Source organism: Geobacter sp. AOG2, assembly GCF_019972295.1.
Lineage (GTDB): Bacteria > Desulfobacterota > Desulfuromonadia > Geobacterales > Pseudopelobacteraceae > Oryzomonas.
Genome location: NZ_BLJA01000001.1, coordinates 2375344 through 2391324 on the forward strand (window position 1 = coordinate 2375344; position 15981 = coordinate 2391324).

13 protein-coding genes are annotated in these 15981 nt (G+C 56.2%); 7 read left to right on the forward strand and 6 right to left on the reverse strand.

Going from position 1 to position 15981, the window contains the following annotated elements:
* Window positions 1-226 precede the first annotated feature (226 nt).
* Complete coding sequence (locus LDN12_RS10755) at window positions 227-1063, forward strand: cytochrome C (RefSeq protein WP_223922675.1); 837 nt, start codon at window positions 227-229, stop codon at window positions 1061-1063.
* Window positions 1064-1184: 121 nt separating this feature from the next.
* On the opposite strand, the gene LDN12_RS10760 is transcribed toward LDN12_RS10755, so the two are convergent.
* The 4 genes from LDN12_RS10760 to LDN12_RS10775 form a co-directional block, all read right to left on the reverse strand.
* Window positions 1185-2453 carry a putative nucleotidyltransferase substrate binding domain-containing protein gene (locus tag LDN12_RS10760; protein WP_223922676.1) on the reverse strand — a complete coding sequence of 423 codons (1269 nt, stop codon included), beginning with the start codon at window positions 2451-2453 and terminating at the stop codon, window positions 1185-1187.
* A gap of 79 nt (window positions 2454-2532) precedes the next feature.
* A complete protein-coding gene (locus LDN12_RS10765) occupies window positions 2533-4515 on the reverse strand; it encodes a cation acetate symporter (protein WP_223922677.1) in 1983 nt (660 codons plus the stop codon).
* Between the two features lie 13 nt (window positions 4516-4528).
* A complete protein-coding gene (locus tag LDN12_RS10770) occupies window positions 4529-4837 on the reverse strand; it encodes a DUF485 domain-containing protein (RefSeq protein ID WP_223922678.1) in 309 nt (102 codons plus the stop codon).
* 95 nt (window positions 4838-4932) lie between these two features.
* Complete coding sequence (locus LDN12_RS10775) at window positions 4933-5745, reverse strand: IclR family transcriptional regulator (protein WP_308464316.1); 813 nt, start codon at window positions 5743-5745, stop codon at window positions 4933-4935.
* 416 nt (window positions 5746-6161) lie between these two features.
* Here LDN12_RS10775 and secA point away from each other — a divergent pair, with 416 nt between their 5' ends.
* The 5 genes from secA (at window position 6162) to trpC (ending at window position 13563) form a co-directional block, all read left to right on the forward strand.
* The gene (gene secA, locus LDN12_RS10780) at window positions 6162-8852 is read left to right on the forward strand and encodes a preprotein translocase subunit SecA (protein ID WP_223922680.1); all 2691 of its coding nucleotides are present in this window, start codon (window positions 6162-6164) and stop codon (window positions 8850-8852) included.
* 152 nt (window positions 8853-9004) lie between these two features.
* Entirely contained in the window at window positions 9005-10186 is a 1182-nt protein-coding gene (gene argJ, locus LDN12_RS10785; RefSeq protein WP_223922681.1) for a bifunctional glutamate N-acetyltransferase/amino-acid acetyltransferase ArgJ, read from the forward strand.
* Between the two features lie 309 nt (window positions 10187-10495).
* Window positions 10496-11548, forward strand: a complete 1053-nt coding sequence (locus tag LDN12_RS10790; RefSeq protein ID WP_223922682.1) for a response regulator — start codon at window positions 10496-10498, stop codon at window positions 11546-11548.
* A gap of 105 nt (window positions 11549-11653) precedes the next feature.
* Entirely contained in the window at window positions 11654-12712 is a 1059-nt protein-coding gene (gene trpD, locus LDN12_RS10795) for an anthranilate phosphoribosyltransferase (RefSeq protein WP_223922683.1), read from the forward strand.
* 44 nt (window positions 12713-12756) lie between these two features.
* Entirely contained in the window at window positions 12757-13563 is an 807-nt protein-coding gene (gene trpC / locus LDN12_RS10800) for an indole-3-glycerol phosphate synthase TrpC (protein WP_223922684.1), read from the forward strand.
* 6 nt (window positions 13564-13569) lie between these two features.
* Here the strand turns inward: trpC and LDN12_RS10805 are convergent, their stop codons facing one another.
* Window positions 13570-14142 carry a flavodoxin family protein gene (locus LDN12_RS10805; RefSeq protein ID WP_223922685.1) on the reverse strand — a complete coding sequence of 191 codons (573 nt, stop codon included), beginning with the start codon at window positions 14140-14142 and terminating at the stop codon, window positions 13570-13572.
* 141 nt (window positions 14143-14283) lie between these two features.
* Here LDN12_RS10805 and LDN12_RS10810 point away from each other — a divergent pair, with 141 nt between their 5' ends.
* On the forward strand, window positions 14284-14514 hold the full coding sequence (locus tag LDN12_RS10810; protein WP_223922686.1) for a hypothetical protein: 231 nt from the start codon (window positions 14284-14286) through the stop codon (window positions 14512-14514).
* Window positions 14515-14532: 18 nt separating this feature from the next.
* Here the strand turns inward: LDN12_RS10810 and LDN12_RS10815 are convergent, their stop codons facing one another.
* Complete coding sequence (locus LDN12_RS10815; RefSeq protein ID WP_223922687.1) at window positions 14533-15873, reverse strand: S41 family peptidase; 1341 nt, start codon at window positions 15871-15873, stop codon at window positions 14533-14535.
* Window positions 15874-15981 lie beyond the last annotated feature (108 nt).

Sequence of the window (15981 nt, forward strand, 5' to 3'; positions counted from 1 at the left end):
AGCTTGATCATCTATTTACAACAATTTACAGAACTGTCAACAATTTTTTATATAATTAATAGATAAAAAGGTAATTAATTGCATAATATCCCATAACAATGGGAATGGGCCTCGCGATTCCCCGTCGGGTAAATCTCAATCCTTGATGAAATCTCTGTTGCAAACCACGCTTGCTTTTGCCTATAATCAACCCCAATTTTTATTCGCTTGACTTGAAGGAGGAAAAATGAAAACCGTAGCCCGACTTTTTGCAGCACTCTCCCTGGCCCTCAGCCTTGTCGGTGGCGCCTGGGCAGCCGATGCCTCTCCCGGATCGCTCGCCAATCTTGACTGCGTCAAGTGCCATGCCAAGCCCCCTGCAGACATTGCGGCGGCAGGCGGAGCCCACAAGACAAGCGTATCCTGCCTGGATTGTCACATCGGGCATCCTCCCGCTGTCAAAAGGCCGATCCCCCAATGCAGCATGTGCCACTCCGACAAGCCGCACTACAAGCTCTCGGGATGCCTCTCCTGCCACAAAAATCCGCACAGACCCAAGGATATCTCCTTTGGCCGCAACATAACCGATCCCTGCCTTTCCTGCCACACCGGCCAGATAAAGCAACTGAGGGAGAACAAGAGCAAACATAGCGCTCTCAACTGTTCATTCTGCCATGATGTTCACGGCAAGATCCCACAATGTACCCAGTGTCACAAGCCCCACTCCAGTGACATGACCGCAGCTGACTGCAAAAACTGTCATAAAGCCCATATGCCCAAGGTTGTCACCTACGGCCCAGCCCTACCCAATAAGAGTTGCGCGGCCTGCCACAAGAATGCCATGTCGCTCCTGTCGGCCAGCAAAACCAAACATGGTAAGCTTCTTTGCGTAACGTGCCATCAGAACAAGCACAAGATGCTGCCCAAATGCCAGGATTGCCATGGCACGCCGCATCCGGCCGGCCTGATGGTCAAATTTTCCCGATGCCAGGATTGCCATAACATCGCCCATAACCTGAACAACTGGACCAACGCAGCCGCCGCTCCGGTAAAGGCAAAGAAGGCTACCACAAAAAAACGTTAATCGGTTTATCCGATTAAATTATGGCAACAAAAAAGGGGTGTCTTGCGACACCCCTTTTTTCTACTTCACAACCCAATCAGTGTGGTTTCGTCAATGGACATGATCCCGGAAAACCATGGAGTCAGACAATAGAAAAATTTGTATGAATGATTTTTTGTAATTCCTCAATCTTTATAATCGCATGGCGCACCTTTTCATGTTCTTCGGCTGGTAGCCCATATGGATTGAGATAGTGCGCATCACCCTGGATTCCCTTGATCACATTGATCTGCATGAGTATGCGATATTTGGTGAGAATATAATAGGCATCGCGGAGGGCTTGGGCCATCTCCGTCGAAAAACTGCCCTCTTTTTCAAGAAAAGCAATACGTTCCACGGTGTTTGTCGCCGGAACCCCCTGGTTGATGGCAAGAATACGTATATTCATTACCAATGGCGCCCAGGCCAACAGCTTCAGGTTAAACTCACCCTTATGTTCGCCACTGCCTTCGGTCCAGAGGCGCTTCATGAACCCCAACGCCAGCCTCATTTCCGTTGCCGTCCGGGCCATACCCCATAACACCTGAAAGTAATCCCGCTCCATCACCCTGATCAATTCAATGAGGCTCCCGGCTATGGAGCGGTCGCCGGCTACGTAACGCGCATCGGAAAGGACAATCAAATCCATTATATTCTTAGAGTAATCCTCCATCTCATACCTGACAATGGCCAGAAGGCGCTTGCGCCACTGGGATAGTGACCCCCGCCACGTGGAGTTCGTCGGCATGATGCCGCCGGTGCAGCGTTTGAAACCGGCCTCTTCCAGCCGGTCCACCAGTAGCGAGGAGTATTCAAGAAAATAACTGTCGACCTGCTCTCCGCCGCCGTCACCGTAAACAATCAGATAGTCCTGATCGGTAATCAGGGTTTGTTCCTCGCGCCCATCACTACCCATACTGATCAAGGCAAACGGAATTTGCGGCAAGGGGTTCCCCCGGCTTTCAAGCTCATCGGCCACCACCTTCATGGCGCGCTTGGCAAGTTCATCCCGGTAATGGGTACAATTATGATGAAGAGCCGCAACAGAAAAGGTCAGGAGGAAACGCTCAATTTCTATCCGGTTCAAGTCCTCGTGGATGTTTTTCAGCTCATGGTGCCCACTATCGGTTATGCGGTCCATGAGCCGACCGCACTCAGTGCGCCACCCCGCCATGCGTTGCCGGTCTCCGTCCAAAACCGAAAAAATATTACGCAGAAAACGACTGATGTCGTCAGGGGTGCAGTATCGGCCAATACTGTGCAGATCGGGCAGTTGCCCCAGGATATCGTAATTGCGGACGTCAGGAACCGGCGGACGGATTTCTCCTCCCGGTTTCCCTGTTACCGGCATATGCTTCGAACGTTGCGCCATGGTCAGCCCCAGTAATCAAAAAAATGGGGAAAGCCGAAACCTTCCCCATTATACACTCATACGTTCAAATTATAAACCATCAGTGGTCGATGGCCTTGGCCATGCCGATGCCGGTGTTCTGGCGGACGTAAATCTCGTCGAACATCTCCTCGGAACGCCTGCTGGGGAATGCCAGTGCCCCGAAAATAGCGGCTAGGAAACCGAGCGGAATGGAGATGATACCAGGGTTTTTGAGAGCAAAGAGCGGTTTGTCGAGGCCCATCATGGACGTGCCGTTCTTGTTTTTCTCGTAATCCTCACGGGCTTTGGCAAGGGCCTTGACGTCCTTCTCCTCAAGTTGGGCGCCCGCAGGCAGTGCGGCCTGTTTCTTCTCCATGGCGGTAATGACCTTCTGAGCTCCGGCAGCCACCACTTTGGGGTAGGTCATATTGGGGGAAACCATCACCAAGCCAATGGAGGCGATGGTGCCGACCACCAAGCCGGAGATGACGCCGGCGGTGTTGAACTTCTTCCAGAAGAGCGACAGCACGACAACCGGCAGGTTGCCGGAGGCAGCCACGGCAAAGGCCAGGGCCACCAGATGGGCAACGTTCGCCTTTTCCGCCATGATACCAATGGCAATACCGCAGGCGCCGACCACCAGCGAGGTGACACGGGCCGCCATGACCTGCTCGTGCTGGTCGGCGTGGCCGTCCTTGATCACGTTGACGTAAATATCGTGGGCAATGGCTGCAGAAGAAGCCAGAACCAGGCCGGAGACTACCGCCAGGATGGTGGCGAAGGCAACGGCACAGAGGAAGGCCAGGAACAGGTCGCCGACGATCGGGGCGATATCGGCGCCCATCTGCTGGGCCAGCATCAGGGTGGCCATGTTGCCGCCCTTGTCAACCGCGATAATGCCCTGAGGGGTCAGATGGATGGCGGCACCGAAACCGAGCAGGGTGGTTAGAACGTAGAAGCCGCCGATAATGAACATGGCGATGATGACCGATTTACGGGCAGCCTGGGCCGTGGGCACGGTGAAGAAGCGCATCAGGATATGGGGCATACCGGCAGTGCCGAGCACCAGAGCCATGCCGAGGGATATCTGGTCAAGCGGTTGTTTGAGAAACAATCCCGGCTCCAGGAAGCGCTGTCCGGCATCGATGCCGTTAAGGGTTACACCGTCCTTCAGCACCAGCTTGGAGACGTGGTCCTGAATGCTGGGATTGGTAACGATATCGTTGAAGAAGCCGATCGGATTGAAGCCCGCTTTGGCCATAACCAAAACCGACAGCAGGACCGCACCGGACATGAGCAGACCGGCTTTGATGATCTGGACCCAGGTGGTGGCGGTCATGCCGCCGAAGACGACGTAACCGACCATCAAGACGCCGACGCCGATAATGGCGGTTCTGTAGGGGACACCAACCAGGAGCGCCATCAGCTTACCGGCGCCGACCATCTGGGCGGTGAGGTAGAAGGTCGAGACGGCCACGGTGGATATGGCGGCCACGGCGCGAACTTTTTTGGGCTCGGTGCGGAAGGAAAGAATATCCCCCAAGGTGTACTTGCCGGCATTGCGACAGGGCTCGGCCACGATCAGGAGTACGGTGATGTAGGCCACCAACCACCCGACCGAGTACATAAACCCGTCATAGCCGTAGAGGGATATCAGGCCTGAAATCCCTAGGAAAGAGGCCGCCGACATGTAGTCGCCGGCAATGGCCCAGCCGTTCTGGGTTCCGGTGATGCCGCCGCCGGCGGCGTAGAAGTCGGCCGCGGTCTTGGTGTGCCGGGCAGCCCACACGACAACGGCCATGGTGATGCCGATGATGACGGCAAACATGGAGAGGGTGATGGCCTTATCCGCCTTGAGTTCCTTCTTCTTGACCGGGGCGCCCGGAGCCGGAGCCTGAGACTGGGCAGCCGGCGCGGTCATCGCGGAGGGGGCAGCGGCAGGAGCGGTTGCGGTAGGCATTGCGCCGGGGCCGGCCGGAGTCTTGGAGGGTTCTTCAGCAAAGGCGGCGGCTGCTACGGAAAGAGCCAGACCGGTGGCAATGATGATATTCTTGAGAGTCATGTCGTATCCTCCTTTACTGAATTTCTTCGACCAGTTCCCTGGTCAGCCGGTCAAAGTCCTTGTTGGCAACGTGGGCGTAGTACAGGGCCAATCCCCAGGAAACAAAGAATTGGGAAAGGGCAAAAACATAACCGAAATTGATGACACCGATGATCTTGACCTTGAAGAGCCCCGGCGCATACGCTGCTCCTATGGGAAGGAGGAAATAGTACACGCAGGAGAATATCCACCACCCGATAAGGAAAGCGGATTTTTTGTGATGCAGTTCGATAAACTTTGGATTCTTCGCAATTGCTGACCAATCATACTGTTTCTCTGCCATGGGTTGCTCCTTTCTCTTTATAACTAGTGGCCGGTCATGCTGTCCCTTCCCCCTGTCCGTGTTCAACGCCCCCTTTCAATTTCATGGATCGAATCTCAATAAGCCGGCACCTTGACATATCCGAATTTCATCGAAAGAATCTCTGCACCTTCACGCATAGAGGGTACAATCTCTTGTTCCAGCCGTTCCTGAAGCATGCGGAACGAAGGGGCCAGCATGGTTAGCGCCCCGACCACCTTGCCGGCATAGTCGCGAATAGCTACCGCCACGGCGCAAATACCGTCTCCCACCCCGCCAAAGTCGATGGCCACACCGTTTTTACGTATTTCATGCAGCTCTTTCTCGAGTTGATTCAGATCGGGCATCCCGTCTTTACCGCTGCGGCGCCTACCCATGTGCCTGATGATATCGGGAGAGCTCATGGCCTTGATCGCCTTGCCGGCTGCGTTGGTAAAGAAGGGGAAGCGCTGTCCCACCATGTCGATGGCTTTTATCTGCTGGAATGAATCAACCATATCGAGAAACAGCACCTCGTCATTATTCATCACGGTGATGTAGATCGCCTCGTCGTGCTTGCGGGCCAACTCCTCCATCACCGGATGGGCCAACCTGATAAGACTCGCGCTTTTCAAGATGTGTTGCGCCATCTCGAAAGCGTGCAGGCCAAGCCGATAGACACCGGCATCATCCCGCTCAATGAAACCGCTGTCCTCCAGCGTCGCGAGCAGCCGAAACACCTTGTTTCTGCTCAAATCGAGTTTTTGAGCCAAGAGAGGAATGGTCACGTTCGCGCCTTCGGCGGCTAAAGCCTCCAAGAGGTCAAATGCCTTGAGTACACACTGAACCGAGTATGTTCCCCTTGCTCTGTCCACAGTATCTCCCTGGCACCACAAAACAACAATAACCATCGTTTTAAAAAAAATAATTTACAACCTTAATTCACCATTTAATACAACGTTCTAAAAATGTCAACGTCTTTTTATTCAAAGACAATGCAAATAAATTTTATTTATTTATTTCGGTAATTTAAAAACAAATACCTGCACAGCTCAACATAAAATTACAGATAAAAGCATATAATAACCACTGTTCTATTAAACTACAATTTTACCACTTTTAAACGCCATTGTTTTACCGCGCATTACACATAACCCCCGCTTTCCGCCAAGGCAATGTGCACGGAGACAAGCAGTCATCCGGAAACACCAAGCCTTGCAGAGGGGCATCCAGCGCAGGCCGGCCGTGATTTTTATTGAAGTGATGTGCCGACTTATGCTAGTTTTAAAAGCTATTTCATCGTCACTAAATTCCGCGGGAGATTGTAATGTTTGGTTCCCTTATCAAAAAAATAGTCGGCAGTAAGAACGAACGCGAACTGAAAAAGCTCTGGCCGATCGTTGCCAAAATCAACGACATGGAGAACTCCGTTGCCAAGCTCACCGATGAACAATTGCGCGGCAAAACCCTTGAATTCAAGGAGCGCCATGCCAAGGGAGAATCTCTCGACGCATTACTTCCCGAGGCTTTCGCAGTCTGCCGCGAGGCGGGCAAGCGGGTGCTGGGGATGCGCCACTTCGACGTACAGTTGATCGGTGGCATGGTGCTGCACTCCGGCAAGATCGCCGAAATGAAGACCGGCGAAGGGAAAACCCTTGTGGCAACCCTACCTGCCTATCTGAACGCCATCTCCGGCAAGGGCGTGCATGTCGTCACCGTCAATGACTACTTGGCCAAACGCGATGCCGAGTGGATGGGGAGGCTGTACGGTTTTCTGGGGCTGGAGGTCGGCGTGATCGTACATGGTCTTGAGGATGAAGAACGCCGGGACAACTACGCCGCCGACATCACCTATGGGACCAACAACGAATTCGGCTTTGACTACCTGCGGGACAACATGAAATTCGACCTGGAGGACTACGTCCAGCGCGGGTTCAACTACGCCATCGTGGATGAGGTCGACTCGATCCTGATCGACGAGGCCCGAACACCGTTGATCATTTCCGGTCCCACGGAAGAATCCACCGACAAGTACTACATCATCGATCGCATCATCCCGATGCTGCAACGGGGAGAGGTACTGGAAGTCGAGGCCAACACCCTCTCGGGTAAGCGCAAGCAGTACACAGGCGACTTCACTATTGATGAGAAGGCCAAGAGCGCCACCCTCACGGAGCAGGGCGTTCTGAAGGTGGAAAAACTACTCAAGGTGGACAACCTGTACGACCCGCGCAACATCGAGTTTCTTCACCACGTTCAACAAGCCCTGCGAGCCCACGCCATGTACAAGCGCGATGTGGACTACGTGGTGAAAGACGGTGAGGTCATGATCGTGGACGAGTTCACCGGCCGCCTCATGCCGGGTCGGCGCTGGTCCGACGGCCTGCACCAAGCCATCGAAGCCAAGGAAGGGGTCAAGATCGAAAACGAGAACCAGACCCTGGCCACCATCACCTTCCAGAACTATTTCCGCATGTACGCCAAACTTTCCGGCATGACCGGAACCGCCGACACCGAGGCCGAGGAGTTCAACAAGATCTACAAGCTGGAAGTAATGGTCATCCCCACCAACCGACCGCTGTTGCGCCCGGACTTCCCGGACGTGATCTACAAGACCGAGATGGAGAAGTTCAACGCGGTTATTGAGGACATTAAGGAACATTATGCCAGCGGCCAACCCTGCCTGGTTGGTACCATCTCCATCGAAAAGTCCGAGGTGCTTGCGGAACTGCTTAAACGCCAGGGCATCCCCCACAACGTGCTTAACGCCAAGCAGCACGAACGCGAGGCCGAGATCGTGGCCCAGGCGGGTCGCAAAGGCGCCATCACCATCGCCACGAACATGGCCGGCCGCGGTACCGACATCCTTCTGGGGGGCAACGCGGACGCCATGGCAAAACAATGGCGCCGGGCCAATCCCGAAGCGACCGACGAGCAGTACGCGGCAGAGCTGGAAAAATTCAGGGCTCAATGTGCCGTCGAACACGACGAGGTTGTCAAGCTGGGCGGCCTGCATATCCTCGGTACCGAACGCCACGAGTCTCGCCGCATCGACAACCAGTTGCGCGGCCGTTCCGGGCGTCAGGGCGACCCCGGTTCATCCAAATTTTACCTCTCACTGCAGGATGACCTGCTCCGTATCTTCGGCTCCGAGCGCGTGGCAAAAATCATGGACCTGCTCAAAATCGAGGAGGGTGAGGCCATCACCCACACCATGATCACCAAGTCCATTGAGAATGCCCAGAAAAAGGTGGAAGCGCATAACTTCGACATCCGCAAACATTTGATCGAGTACGACGACGTCATGAACAAGCAGCGCGAGGTGATCTACACCCAGCGCCGCGAGATCCTTGCGGGCCAGGATATCCGCGACAGCTTCCTGGATATGCTGGACGAGACCGTAGAAGATATCTCCGACACCTACTGCATCGAAAAAACGTCGGCCAGCGAATGGGATTGGCAGGCCATCGGAGAACTGGTCTTCAAGTGTTTCAACCTCCATCTCGATCTACCGCAGGAAACCTTGACCCGACTGAACCCGACAAACTTCCGGGAGACGCTCAAGGAGCAGGCCCACGCCATCTTCCAGGCCAAGGCCGCTGAATTGGGAAATGAGTTAACCGATCACCTGATCAAGGTCATGATGCTCCAGGCCATCGACACCCACTGGAAAGACCACCTGCTCAACATCGACCACCTCAAGGAAGGCATAGGCCTTCGCGGCTATGGCCAGAAAGACCCAAAACAGGAATATAAAAAGGAGGCGTACAACCTCTTTATGGAGATGATTGTCCGCATCCGCGAGGAAGTGGTGGAACGCATCTACTGGGTCCAGGTCAACCACGAGGACGAGGTCGAGGAGATAGCGGAGGAACAGCGCAGCAGGAAACTGGTCTTCAACATTGCGGGGGATGAGGAACGCCACCAGGAGCCGGCCAAGAGTGCCAAGGTGGCGGGCAGAAACGATCCCTGTCCCTGCGGCAGTGGCAAGAAATACAAGAAATGCTGTGGAAAATAGCAGCCACCGCCGTGGACACGGGATCCGCACGGGGCATCGCGAAAGAGGGTTGAGTCCTACAGGGCGGCGGAGTTATACTAAACCCAAGATATCTCCAGAAGAGTCTGTCTCCCTTGCAAGCTGGAGCGACAAGAGTTTTTCGAGGTAGCGCCATGGACATAAAAGGCTTTCAATTCTCAGCCGTGGAAGCAGCCATCAAAAAACAGGGTAGAAAAGACTTGGCCCTGATCTTCTCCGAGGCGCCGGCCCGGGCGGCTGCGGTATTCACCACCAATGCCGTCAAAGCGGCACCGGTACTGCTCTCGGCGGAGCGTATCAAAAACGGTCAGGCCCAGGCTCTGGTGGTCAACAGCGGCAACGCAAACGCCTGCACCGGCGAACAGGGCATGCGGGCGGCGCGCGAGACATCACGTCAGGTGGCCGAAGGCCTGGGCATCCCTGACGAGGCGGTGCAAGTATCCTCCACCGGCGTCATCGGCGTGCAACTCCCCGTGGACAGAGTGCGAGCGGCAATCCCAGCTTTGGTAGACGGTCTGACCTCCGGTACACTCGATGATGTGGCCGAGGCCATCATGACCACCGACACTTTCCCTAAGATGGAAGCGCGGAGCGGCCAGGCAGGCGGTGTCACCTATACGGTGGCAGGCATCGCCAAGGGAGCGGGCATGATCATGCCCAACATGGCGACCATGCTCTCCTTCATCATCACCGACGCCGCCGTGGAACCCCCTGCTCTGGATAAGAGTTTCCGGCGCGCCGTGGAAACATCCTTTAATGCCATTACCGTGGACGGCGATACATCCACGAATGACACTTGCCTGGTGCTGGCCAACGGCATGGCGGAAAACCCGGCCATCGTGGCGGGAACGCCTGAAGCTCTGGCATTCGAGGCCCTGTTGCAGGACGTGCTCCTTTCTCTGGCCAAACAGATCGTCAAGGATGGCGAGGGGGCCACCAAATTCGTGGAAATCCGGGTGACCGGGGCCAAAAGTGACACCGACGCCAAACGGGCGGCCATGGCCATCGCCAACTCCAGCCTGGTAAAGACCGCCTTCTTTGGGCAAGATGCCAATTGGGGCCGTATCTTTGCAGCCGTGGGTTACTCGGGGGCAGAGGTGGACCAATCGCTCCTTTCCCTCAGTTTCGATACGGTCTGCATGGCAAAAAACGGCGTCTTTTCCGGTGGCGACGCCGAAGCGCGCGGCACCGAGGTGCTCAGACAAAAGGAATTCACCGTCACCGTCGGCCTCGGCTTGGGCGACGGCAGCGCGACGGTCTATACCTCGGACCTCTCCCACGAATATGTCAGCATCAACGCTGACTACCGTTCCTAATGCGCACTTGATGTTTTTCCTGAAAATGAAAACCATCGGTCGCCGCCCCATCCGTCAGGACGGCCTCCGCGGGACCATCTCGTGACCCTCCCGACCAATCGTCTCGATTATGGGGACACCCGGCTATTCAATCAGTTGCGGAGGGGGCTCTCTACACTCACCCTTGCGGCATTTTCATCCCATGCTAAAAGCCGTTCCGCCGAATCTGACCAAAGTCATTGAACTGCTTAAACCTTGACACGTTAGCGGCCGTATGGTAGCTTTCATCGCACTTCCATTCATCGTACGCGCCGCACAAGGGAGGGAACGATGAGCATCAAAATTCTCCTTGCCGATGACAGCATTACCATCCAGAAAGTGATTGGCATCATTTTCGGGGGTGATGAATATGCTCTCACGGTAGTTGACAATGGCAAGGACGCACTCGACAAGGCACGGGAGATCGTGCCCGATGTGTTGCTTATCGACGCACTCATGCCGGGAATGACCGGTTACGAAGTCTGTGAAGCAGTTCGCGCAACCCCTACCCTTGCTGCAAAGCCCATCCTGCTCCTGACCGGTTCCTTCGAACCGTTTGACGAGAATAAAGCCAAAAGTTGCGGAGCCGATGATCTCCTTGCCAAGCCTTTCGAATCCCAACAGATCGTTTCCAAGGTCAAAGCACTCTTTGAACTGGGGCTTTCCCGCACTTCAGCCGCTACGCTGACACAACCGATCCAGGAAACCCCGGCGTTCCAAGCACCGCCCGAGCCCCCCGTATTCCCCTCGGCTGCGGCGGTAGCCATCGACAGCGCCAAACCGGGCGACATATGGGGTGCGTTCACCCCCGCCGAAGCACCCGCAGCGACTGTCGCTACGGCGACAACAGTCTTTGAACCGGCTCCGACAACGGAACAGGGCCACGTCTTTGCTATGGTCAATGAAGAGCCCGACTTTGCAGCAATCCAGCCGGCGACTCCTCAGACAACACAGGAAACAAGCGGTTCCCAATGGATCCCCGTTGAGGAGCAGACTTTCGAGTTCACCCCGGAAGCCGGCGGCTTTCGCGAGCCTCCGGTTTCCATGCAGCAGACGGCCTTTGGCGAAATATCCTTCACGGAAACAGCTCAACAACCTGCGCCGACTGAAATGTTCTCCAGCGCCGCGCCTGTCGGCGAACCACCCTTCCCCCACCCTGCCGCTGTGGCTGAAGCAAGCGCACTGGAGGCCGCACCACAGGCTGCGGTAAGCGAAGAGCAACTCAGGGCGGCCATCGCAGGCGCATCAAAAGAGGTGATCGAACGGATTGTGTGGGAAATCGTGCCGGACTTAGCCGAGGCCATGATCAGGGAAGCCATCCTCAAAATTCGGGAAGGCCGCTAAAACAGGCCTGCCGTTTTTGCATACAGGTATTGTTGGGGATGATCACACATCCCCTTTTTTATTACAACTACAGCCGGTTTCTTCCGAACGGGACGGAGTGGGATTATGATCAGAAAAGCCATAGCCAAGGTTGTGGAGGGAGAGAATCTCTCCGAAGGCGAGATGATCGAGGTGATGAACCAGATCATGTCGGGAGAATGCACACCTGCCCAGATCGGCTCATTTATCACCGCCCTGCGCATGAAGGGCGAAACGGTTGAAGAGATCGCCGGCGCTGCGCGCGTCATGCGCGAGCGGGCCACACCAATCCGGGTCGGCCGGGATGTGCTGGATATGGACCGCGATGATATCAACATCGACCGGGAAACCATTCTGGACGTGGTCGGCACCGGTGGTGACGGCACCAACACCTTCAACATATCCACCACCGTGTCGTTCGTGGTTTCGGCTTGTGGCGTCAAGGTGGCCAAACACGGCAATCGATCGGTTTCCTCGGCCTGCGGCAGCGCCGATGTACTTGAAAAACTGGGTATCAACCTGGATGTCACCCCGGAGACGGTAGAAAAATGCATTGCCGGAATCGGCATCGGCTTCCTGTTTGCCCCGGCCCTCCACGGCGCCATGAAGTACGCCATCGGCCCGCGCCGCGAGATCGGCATCCGTACCGTCTTCAATATCTTGGGTCCCCTCACCAATCCAGCCGGAGCCGACTGTCAGGTCATGGGGGTCTACCGGGCCGACCTGGTGGAAAAACTGGCCGGGGTCCTGCATCGGCTGGGATGCAAGCATGGCTTTGTGGTGCATGGCAGTGACGGCATGGACGAGATGACCCTGACCGGCGAAACCCTGATGGCCGAGGTCACCACTACCGGGATCAGGCTGAGCACGGTTGTGCCAGAACAGTTGGGGCTGGCCCGCTGCTCGATGGAGATTCTCAAGGGAGGAGACGCCACGGCCAACGCCACTATCGTGCGCTCGGTCCTGTCAGGGGAACAAGGCCCACGACGGGATATCGTCCTCCTGAACGCGGCCTATGCCCTCGTGGCGGCAGGCAAGGCCGCTTCGCCCGCCGAAGGGCTTACCCTGGCCGCCGAGGCTATTGACTCGGGACGCGCCCTTGAGCAGATCGAGAAACTGGCGGAGTTGACGAATCAAGGAAAATAATGCGGGCCATCGGGCTGGACAGACCCGGGAGAGACAAAGCCACCATGCATGACGACACGGCCGATATCCTGAAAAAGATCAACGAACACAAGCGGGGAGAGGTGGCGGCGGCCCAGGCAATCACGCCGGTCGCAGAACTGAAGGCCCGCATCGCCGACCTGGAGGATCAACCGCGCGGCTTCGAACGAGCCTTGCGGAACGCAGCGGCCTCAGACTGGACCGCCATCATTGCCGAGGTTAAGAAGGGCTCCCCCAGCAAAGGACTCATCCGGGAGGAATTCGACCCGCTGGAGATCGCCGAGATTTACCAGGCAAACGGTGCCACCTGCCTGTCGGTGTTGACCGACGAACACTTTTTCATGGGGCACCTCCGTTTTTTGGCCCTGATCCGCGAGACGGTAAGCCTGCCGTTGTTACGCAAGGACTTTATCGTCGATCCATACCAGATCTACGAGGCCCGCGCCGCGGGAGCCGACGCCATCCTCCTGATTGCCGCCTCGCTCGACCTGGCGCAAATGAAGGAGTTTTACGCCCTTGCCCGGGAACTGCACCTGGACGTACTGCTGGAGGTCCATGACGAGACGGAGACGGAAGCAGCGCTTCAGACCGACTGTCCCATGATCGGCGTCAATAACCGTAACCTGCGCACCTTTGTGACCGATCTCAACACAACGGACCGGCTGGCCCGCATGCTCCCCCCCGACCGGCTCTTAGTGGCCGAGAGCGGCATCAATTCCCGCTCGGATATCCAACGCTTGACCGCCGCTGGCGCAAGCGCCTTCCTGGTTGGCGAGTCATTGATGCGGGAACCGGATATTGGAGCCAAGCTCCGGGAGTTGGGGGGGATCTAAGTCCCCCTATCCCACCAGCCTGCGGGCCACCTCGTCGGCCTGTTCGAACAACTGCGTCCGTTTGGTGACGGTACTCCGCTCCGAAAGGCCGCACCCTCTCACCACAAGCCCCTCCTCAAAGCCGTACCATTTGAAAAATTCATTGTAGCGCGGAAACACATCGGCAAATCTGGTTTCGTCGGGACTCCCCTGGGAAAAGACGAATGCCAGGCGTTTGCCGGGGATAAGGCGCGACGGTTGGGTATTGGCATAATAATCTGGCACCAGGTAGGAGAAGGTGCGGTCGATAAAAGTCTTCAACTGGCCGGTGACATCTCCGTAGTAGACCGGGGTTGCCATGACCACCGCATCCGCCTCCCGAACACTTTCCAGCACCGCGGCCAGATCATCGCTCAGCACGCACCGTTCCTGGGTTGTCTTACAGACATAACATCCTTGGCACCCCCGATACTGGAGGCCGTTCAGGTATACCGTCTCCGTATCTGCTCCCAGCTCCTGCGCCCGCTGCACGATATGTGCGGCGATAGTGGCGCTGTTGCCGTTGCGCCGGGGACTGCCCAGCAGACAGACAAGCTTCATGATAGTTACCCTCCTTTAGCCGCTACTACCCCCCTGTGGTTAATCGCGGGAACGGGGCAGACGGTTTGATTTGAAATTGACTTTTCTCCGGCATTTCTCCACTATGCTCTCGTAGTCATAGCGGGTCGGGAGGAGAGTTACATGGCGCGTCCACAGGGAATAGGCCTGGCCATCGTGGCCTTTGCGGTATACATCATCGGCGGTATCGGCACCTTCGCCGGCGTTGGGCTGATTATCCTCATGAAAGGGCGCGACCTGTGGGGATGGGGCGAGGGACGCGCCATCGGATACCTTTTCGTCTGCGCAGGTCTCTGCCTTTCCATACTGGGCGTCCTGCTGATGCGGCTCTTCAGAAATCGGGGTCTTTCATAACCCACACTCACGAGAGCGTCACGGCATCGCGCTGACGCCCTTTTGCCGCACCAGATCCAGTGATCTCAGGAGTTCCAGGGCGCGGTTCAGTTGGTAGTCCTTGGCCGTATCGGCCACGCTGCTCAGCCCATGGGGAGCCGCAACCCTTTCTTTGACACCCTTTTCCTCATCACTCGGCTCAAGCCTGTTTTCCAGGTCTTTTTCCCTGATTTCCGTTCCCTTGGCCGTGTTCTTGGACGCCACCGGCCACACCGTGCCCACCTCAATATCGGGTGTGATCCCTTTCGCCTGGATAGAGCGACCGCTGGGAGTGTAGTAGCGCGCGGTGGTCAGCTTGAGGGCACCTTGGTCGCGTAGCGGGAAAATACTCTGGACCGACCCCTTGCCGAAACTCTGTTTACCCATGATGATAGCCCGCTTGTGGTCCTGGAGGGCTCCAGCCACGATTTCAGAGGCACTGGCGCTGCCACCGTTGATCAGCACGACAAGAGGATAATGAGCCTCCTTCGGGCCCAGCGTGGCATTAAAATTCTGGGTTGCATCCGGGGTACGTCCTCTGATCGACACGATCAGCGTCTTAGCGGCGTCGTCTCCGATAAAATTATTGGCCACCTGTACCGAGGACTCCAGCAATCCTCCCGGATTGTAGCGCAGATCGATGATCAAGCCTTTGAGCCTGCCTCCGGAAGCGGCATGGAGATTCTGAAGCGCCTGACTGAATTCATCGCCGGTATGTTCCTGGAACTGGGTAATCCTCACCAGGCCGTACCCAGGCTCAAGTAGCCGTGATTTCAGACTCTTGACCCTGATAATGGCGCGGATCAGCCGAAAGTTCCGGGGCTGAGACGAGTCCCCTCTGAGGATAGTCAACGTGACCGGCGTCCCCTTTTCGCCGCGCATCCGTTTGACGGCAGCCGAAATACTCATCCCCTGAGTGGGAACCCCATCGATTTTGTAGATGTGGTCGTTGGCCTGGATACCGGCCCGGAAGGCAGGCGTGTCCTCGATTGGGGCGATGACCGTTAACCTGCCGTCCTTCATCCCAAGCTCAATCCCGATGCCGCCGAAGCTTCCCGACATCTGAATCTCCATCTCGTGGTAAGGTTCAGGGGGCAGGTAGGCGCTATGTGGGTCGAGGGCTGCCAACATGCCATCCACCATACTCTGGACAAGCTTCTTGGGATCAGGCTTTTCCACGTAACTCGTAACCACCGCAGCGTACGCCTCTTTCAGAAGCGACAGGTAGGCGGCATCAGGATGCCGGTCCCGTGAATGCCAGCGGTCGGCAAAGATCAAGGCCAGGCAGACCACGATGCTTGCCAACAGGAGAGGCAGCAGCAGTTTTGAGCTTTTTTTCATGCCTGCATATCCCGAAAACTTTGATTTTGGCTATTTCTACATCATTCCGTGCCGTTTTCCCACGTTTAATTTACATCCGGGATCTACTTGGTGTATCTTGTTGTCATA

Bases quoted from the DNA above. Each gene is read 5' to 3' on its own strand.
- LDN12_RS10755 (WP_223922675.1), top strand. From the start codon at position 227: ATGAAAACCGTAGCCCGACTTTTTGCAGCACTCTCCCTGGCCCTCAGC.
- LDN12_RS10760 (WP_223922676.1), bottom strand. From the start codon at position 2,453: ATGGCGCAACGTTCGAAGCATATGCCGGTAACAGGGAAACCGGGAGGA.
- LDN12_RS10765 (WP_223922677.1), bottom strand. From the start codon at position 4,515: ATGACTCTCAAGAATATCATCATTGCCACCGGTCTGGCTCTTTCCGTA.
- LDN12_RS10770 (WP_223922678.1), bottom strand. From the start codon at position 4,837: ATGGCAGAGAAACAGTATGATTGGTCAGCAATTGCGAAGAATCCAAAG.
- LDN12_RS10775 (WP_308464316.1), bottom strand. From the start codon at position 5,745: ATGGTTATTGTTGTTTTGTGGTGCCAGGGAGATACTGTGGACAGAGCA.
- secA (WP_223922680.1), top strand. From the start codon at position 6,162: ATGTTTGGTTCCCTTATCAAAAAAATAGTCGGCAGTAAGAACGAACGC.
- argJ (WP_223922681.1), top strand. From the start codon at position 9,005: ATGGACATAAAAGGCTTTCAATTCTCAGCCGTGGAAGCAGCCATCAAA.
- LDN12_RS10790 (WP_223922682.1), top strand. From the start codon at position 10,496: ATGAGCATCAAAATTCTCCTTGCCGATGACAGCATTACCATCCAGAAA.
- trpD (WP_223922683.1), top strand. From the start codon at position 11,654: ATGATCAGAAAAGCCATAGCCAAGGTTGTGGAGGGAGAGAATCTCTCC.
- trpC (WP_223922684.1), top strand. From the start codon at position 12,757: ATGCATGACGACACGGCCGATATCCTGAAAAAGATCAACGAACACAAG.
- LDN12_RS10805 (WP_223922685.1), bottom strand. From the start codon at position 14,142: ATGAAGCTTGTCTGTCTGCTGGGCAGTCCCCGGCGCAACGGCAACAGC.
- LDN12_RS10810 (WP_223922686.1), top strand. From the start codon at position 14,284: ATGGCGCGTCCACAGGGAATAGGCCTGGCCATCGTGGCCTTTGCGGTA.
- LDN12_RS10815 (WP_223922687.1), bottom strand. From the start codon at position 15,873: ATGAAAAAAAGCTCAAAACTGCTGCTGCCTCTCCTGTTGGCAAGCATC.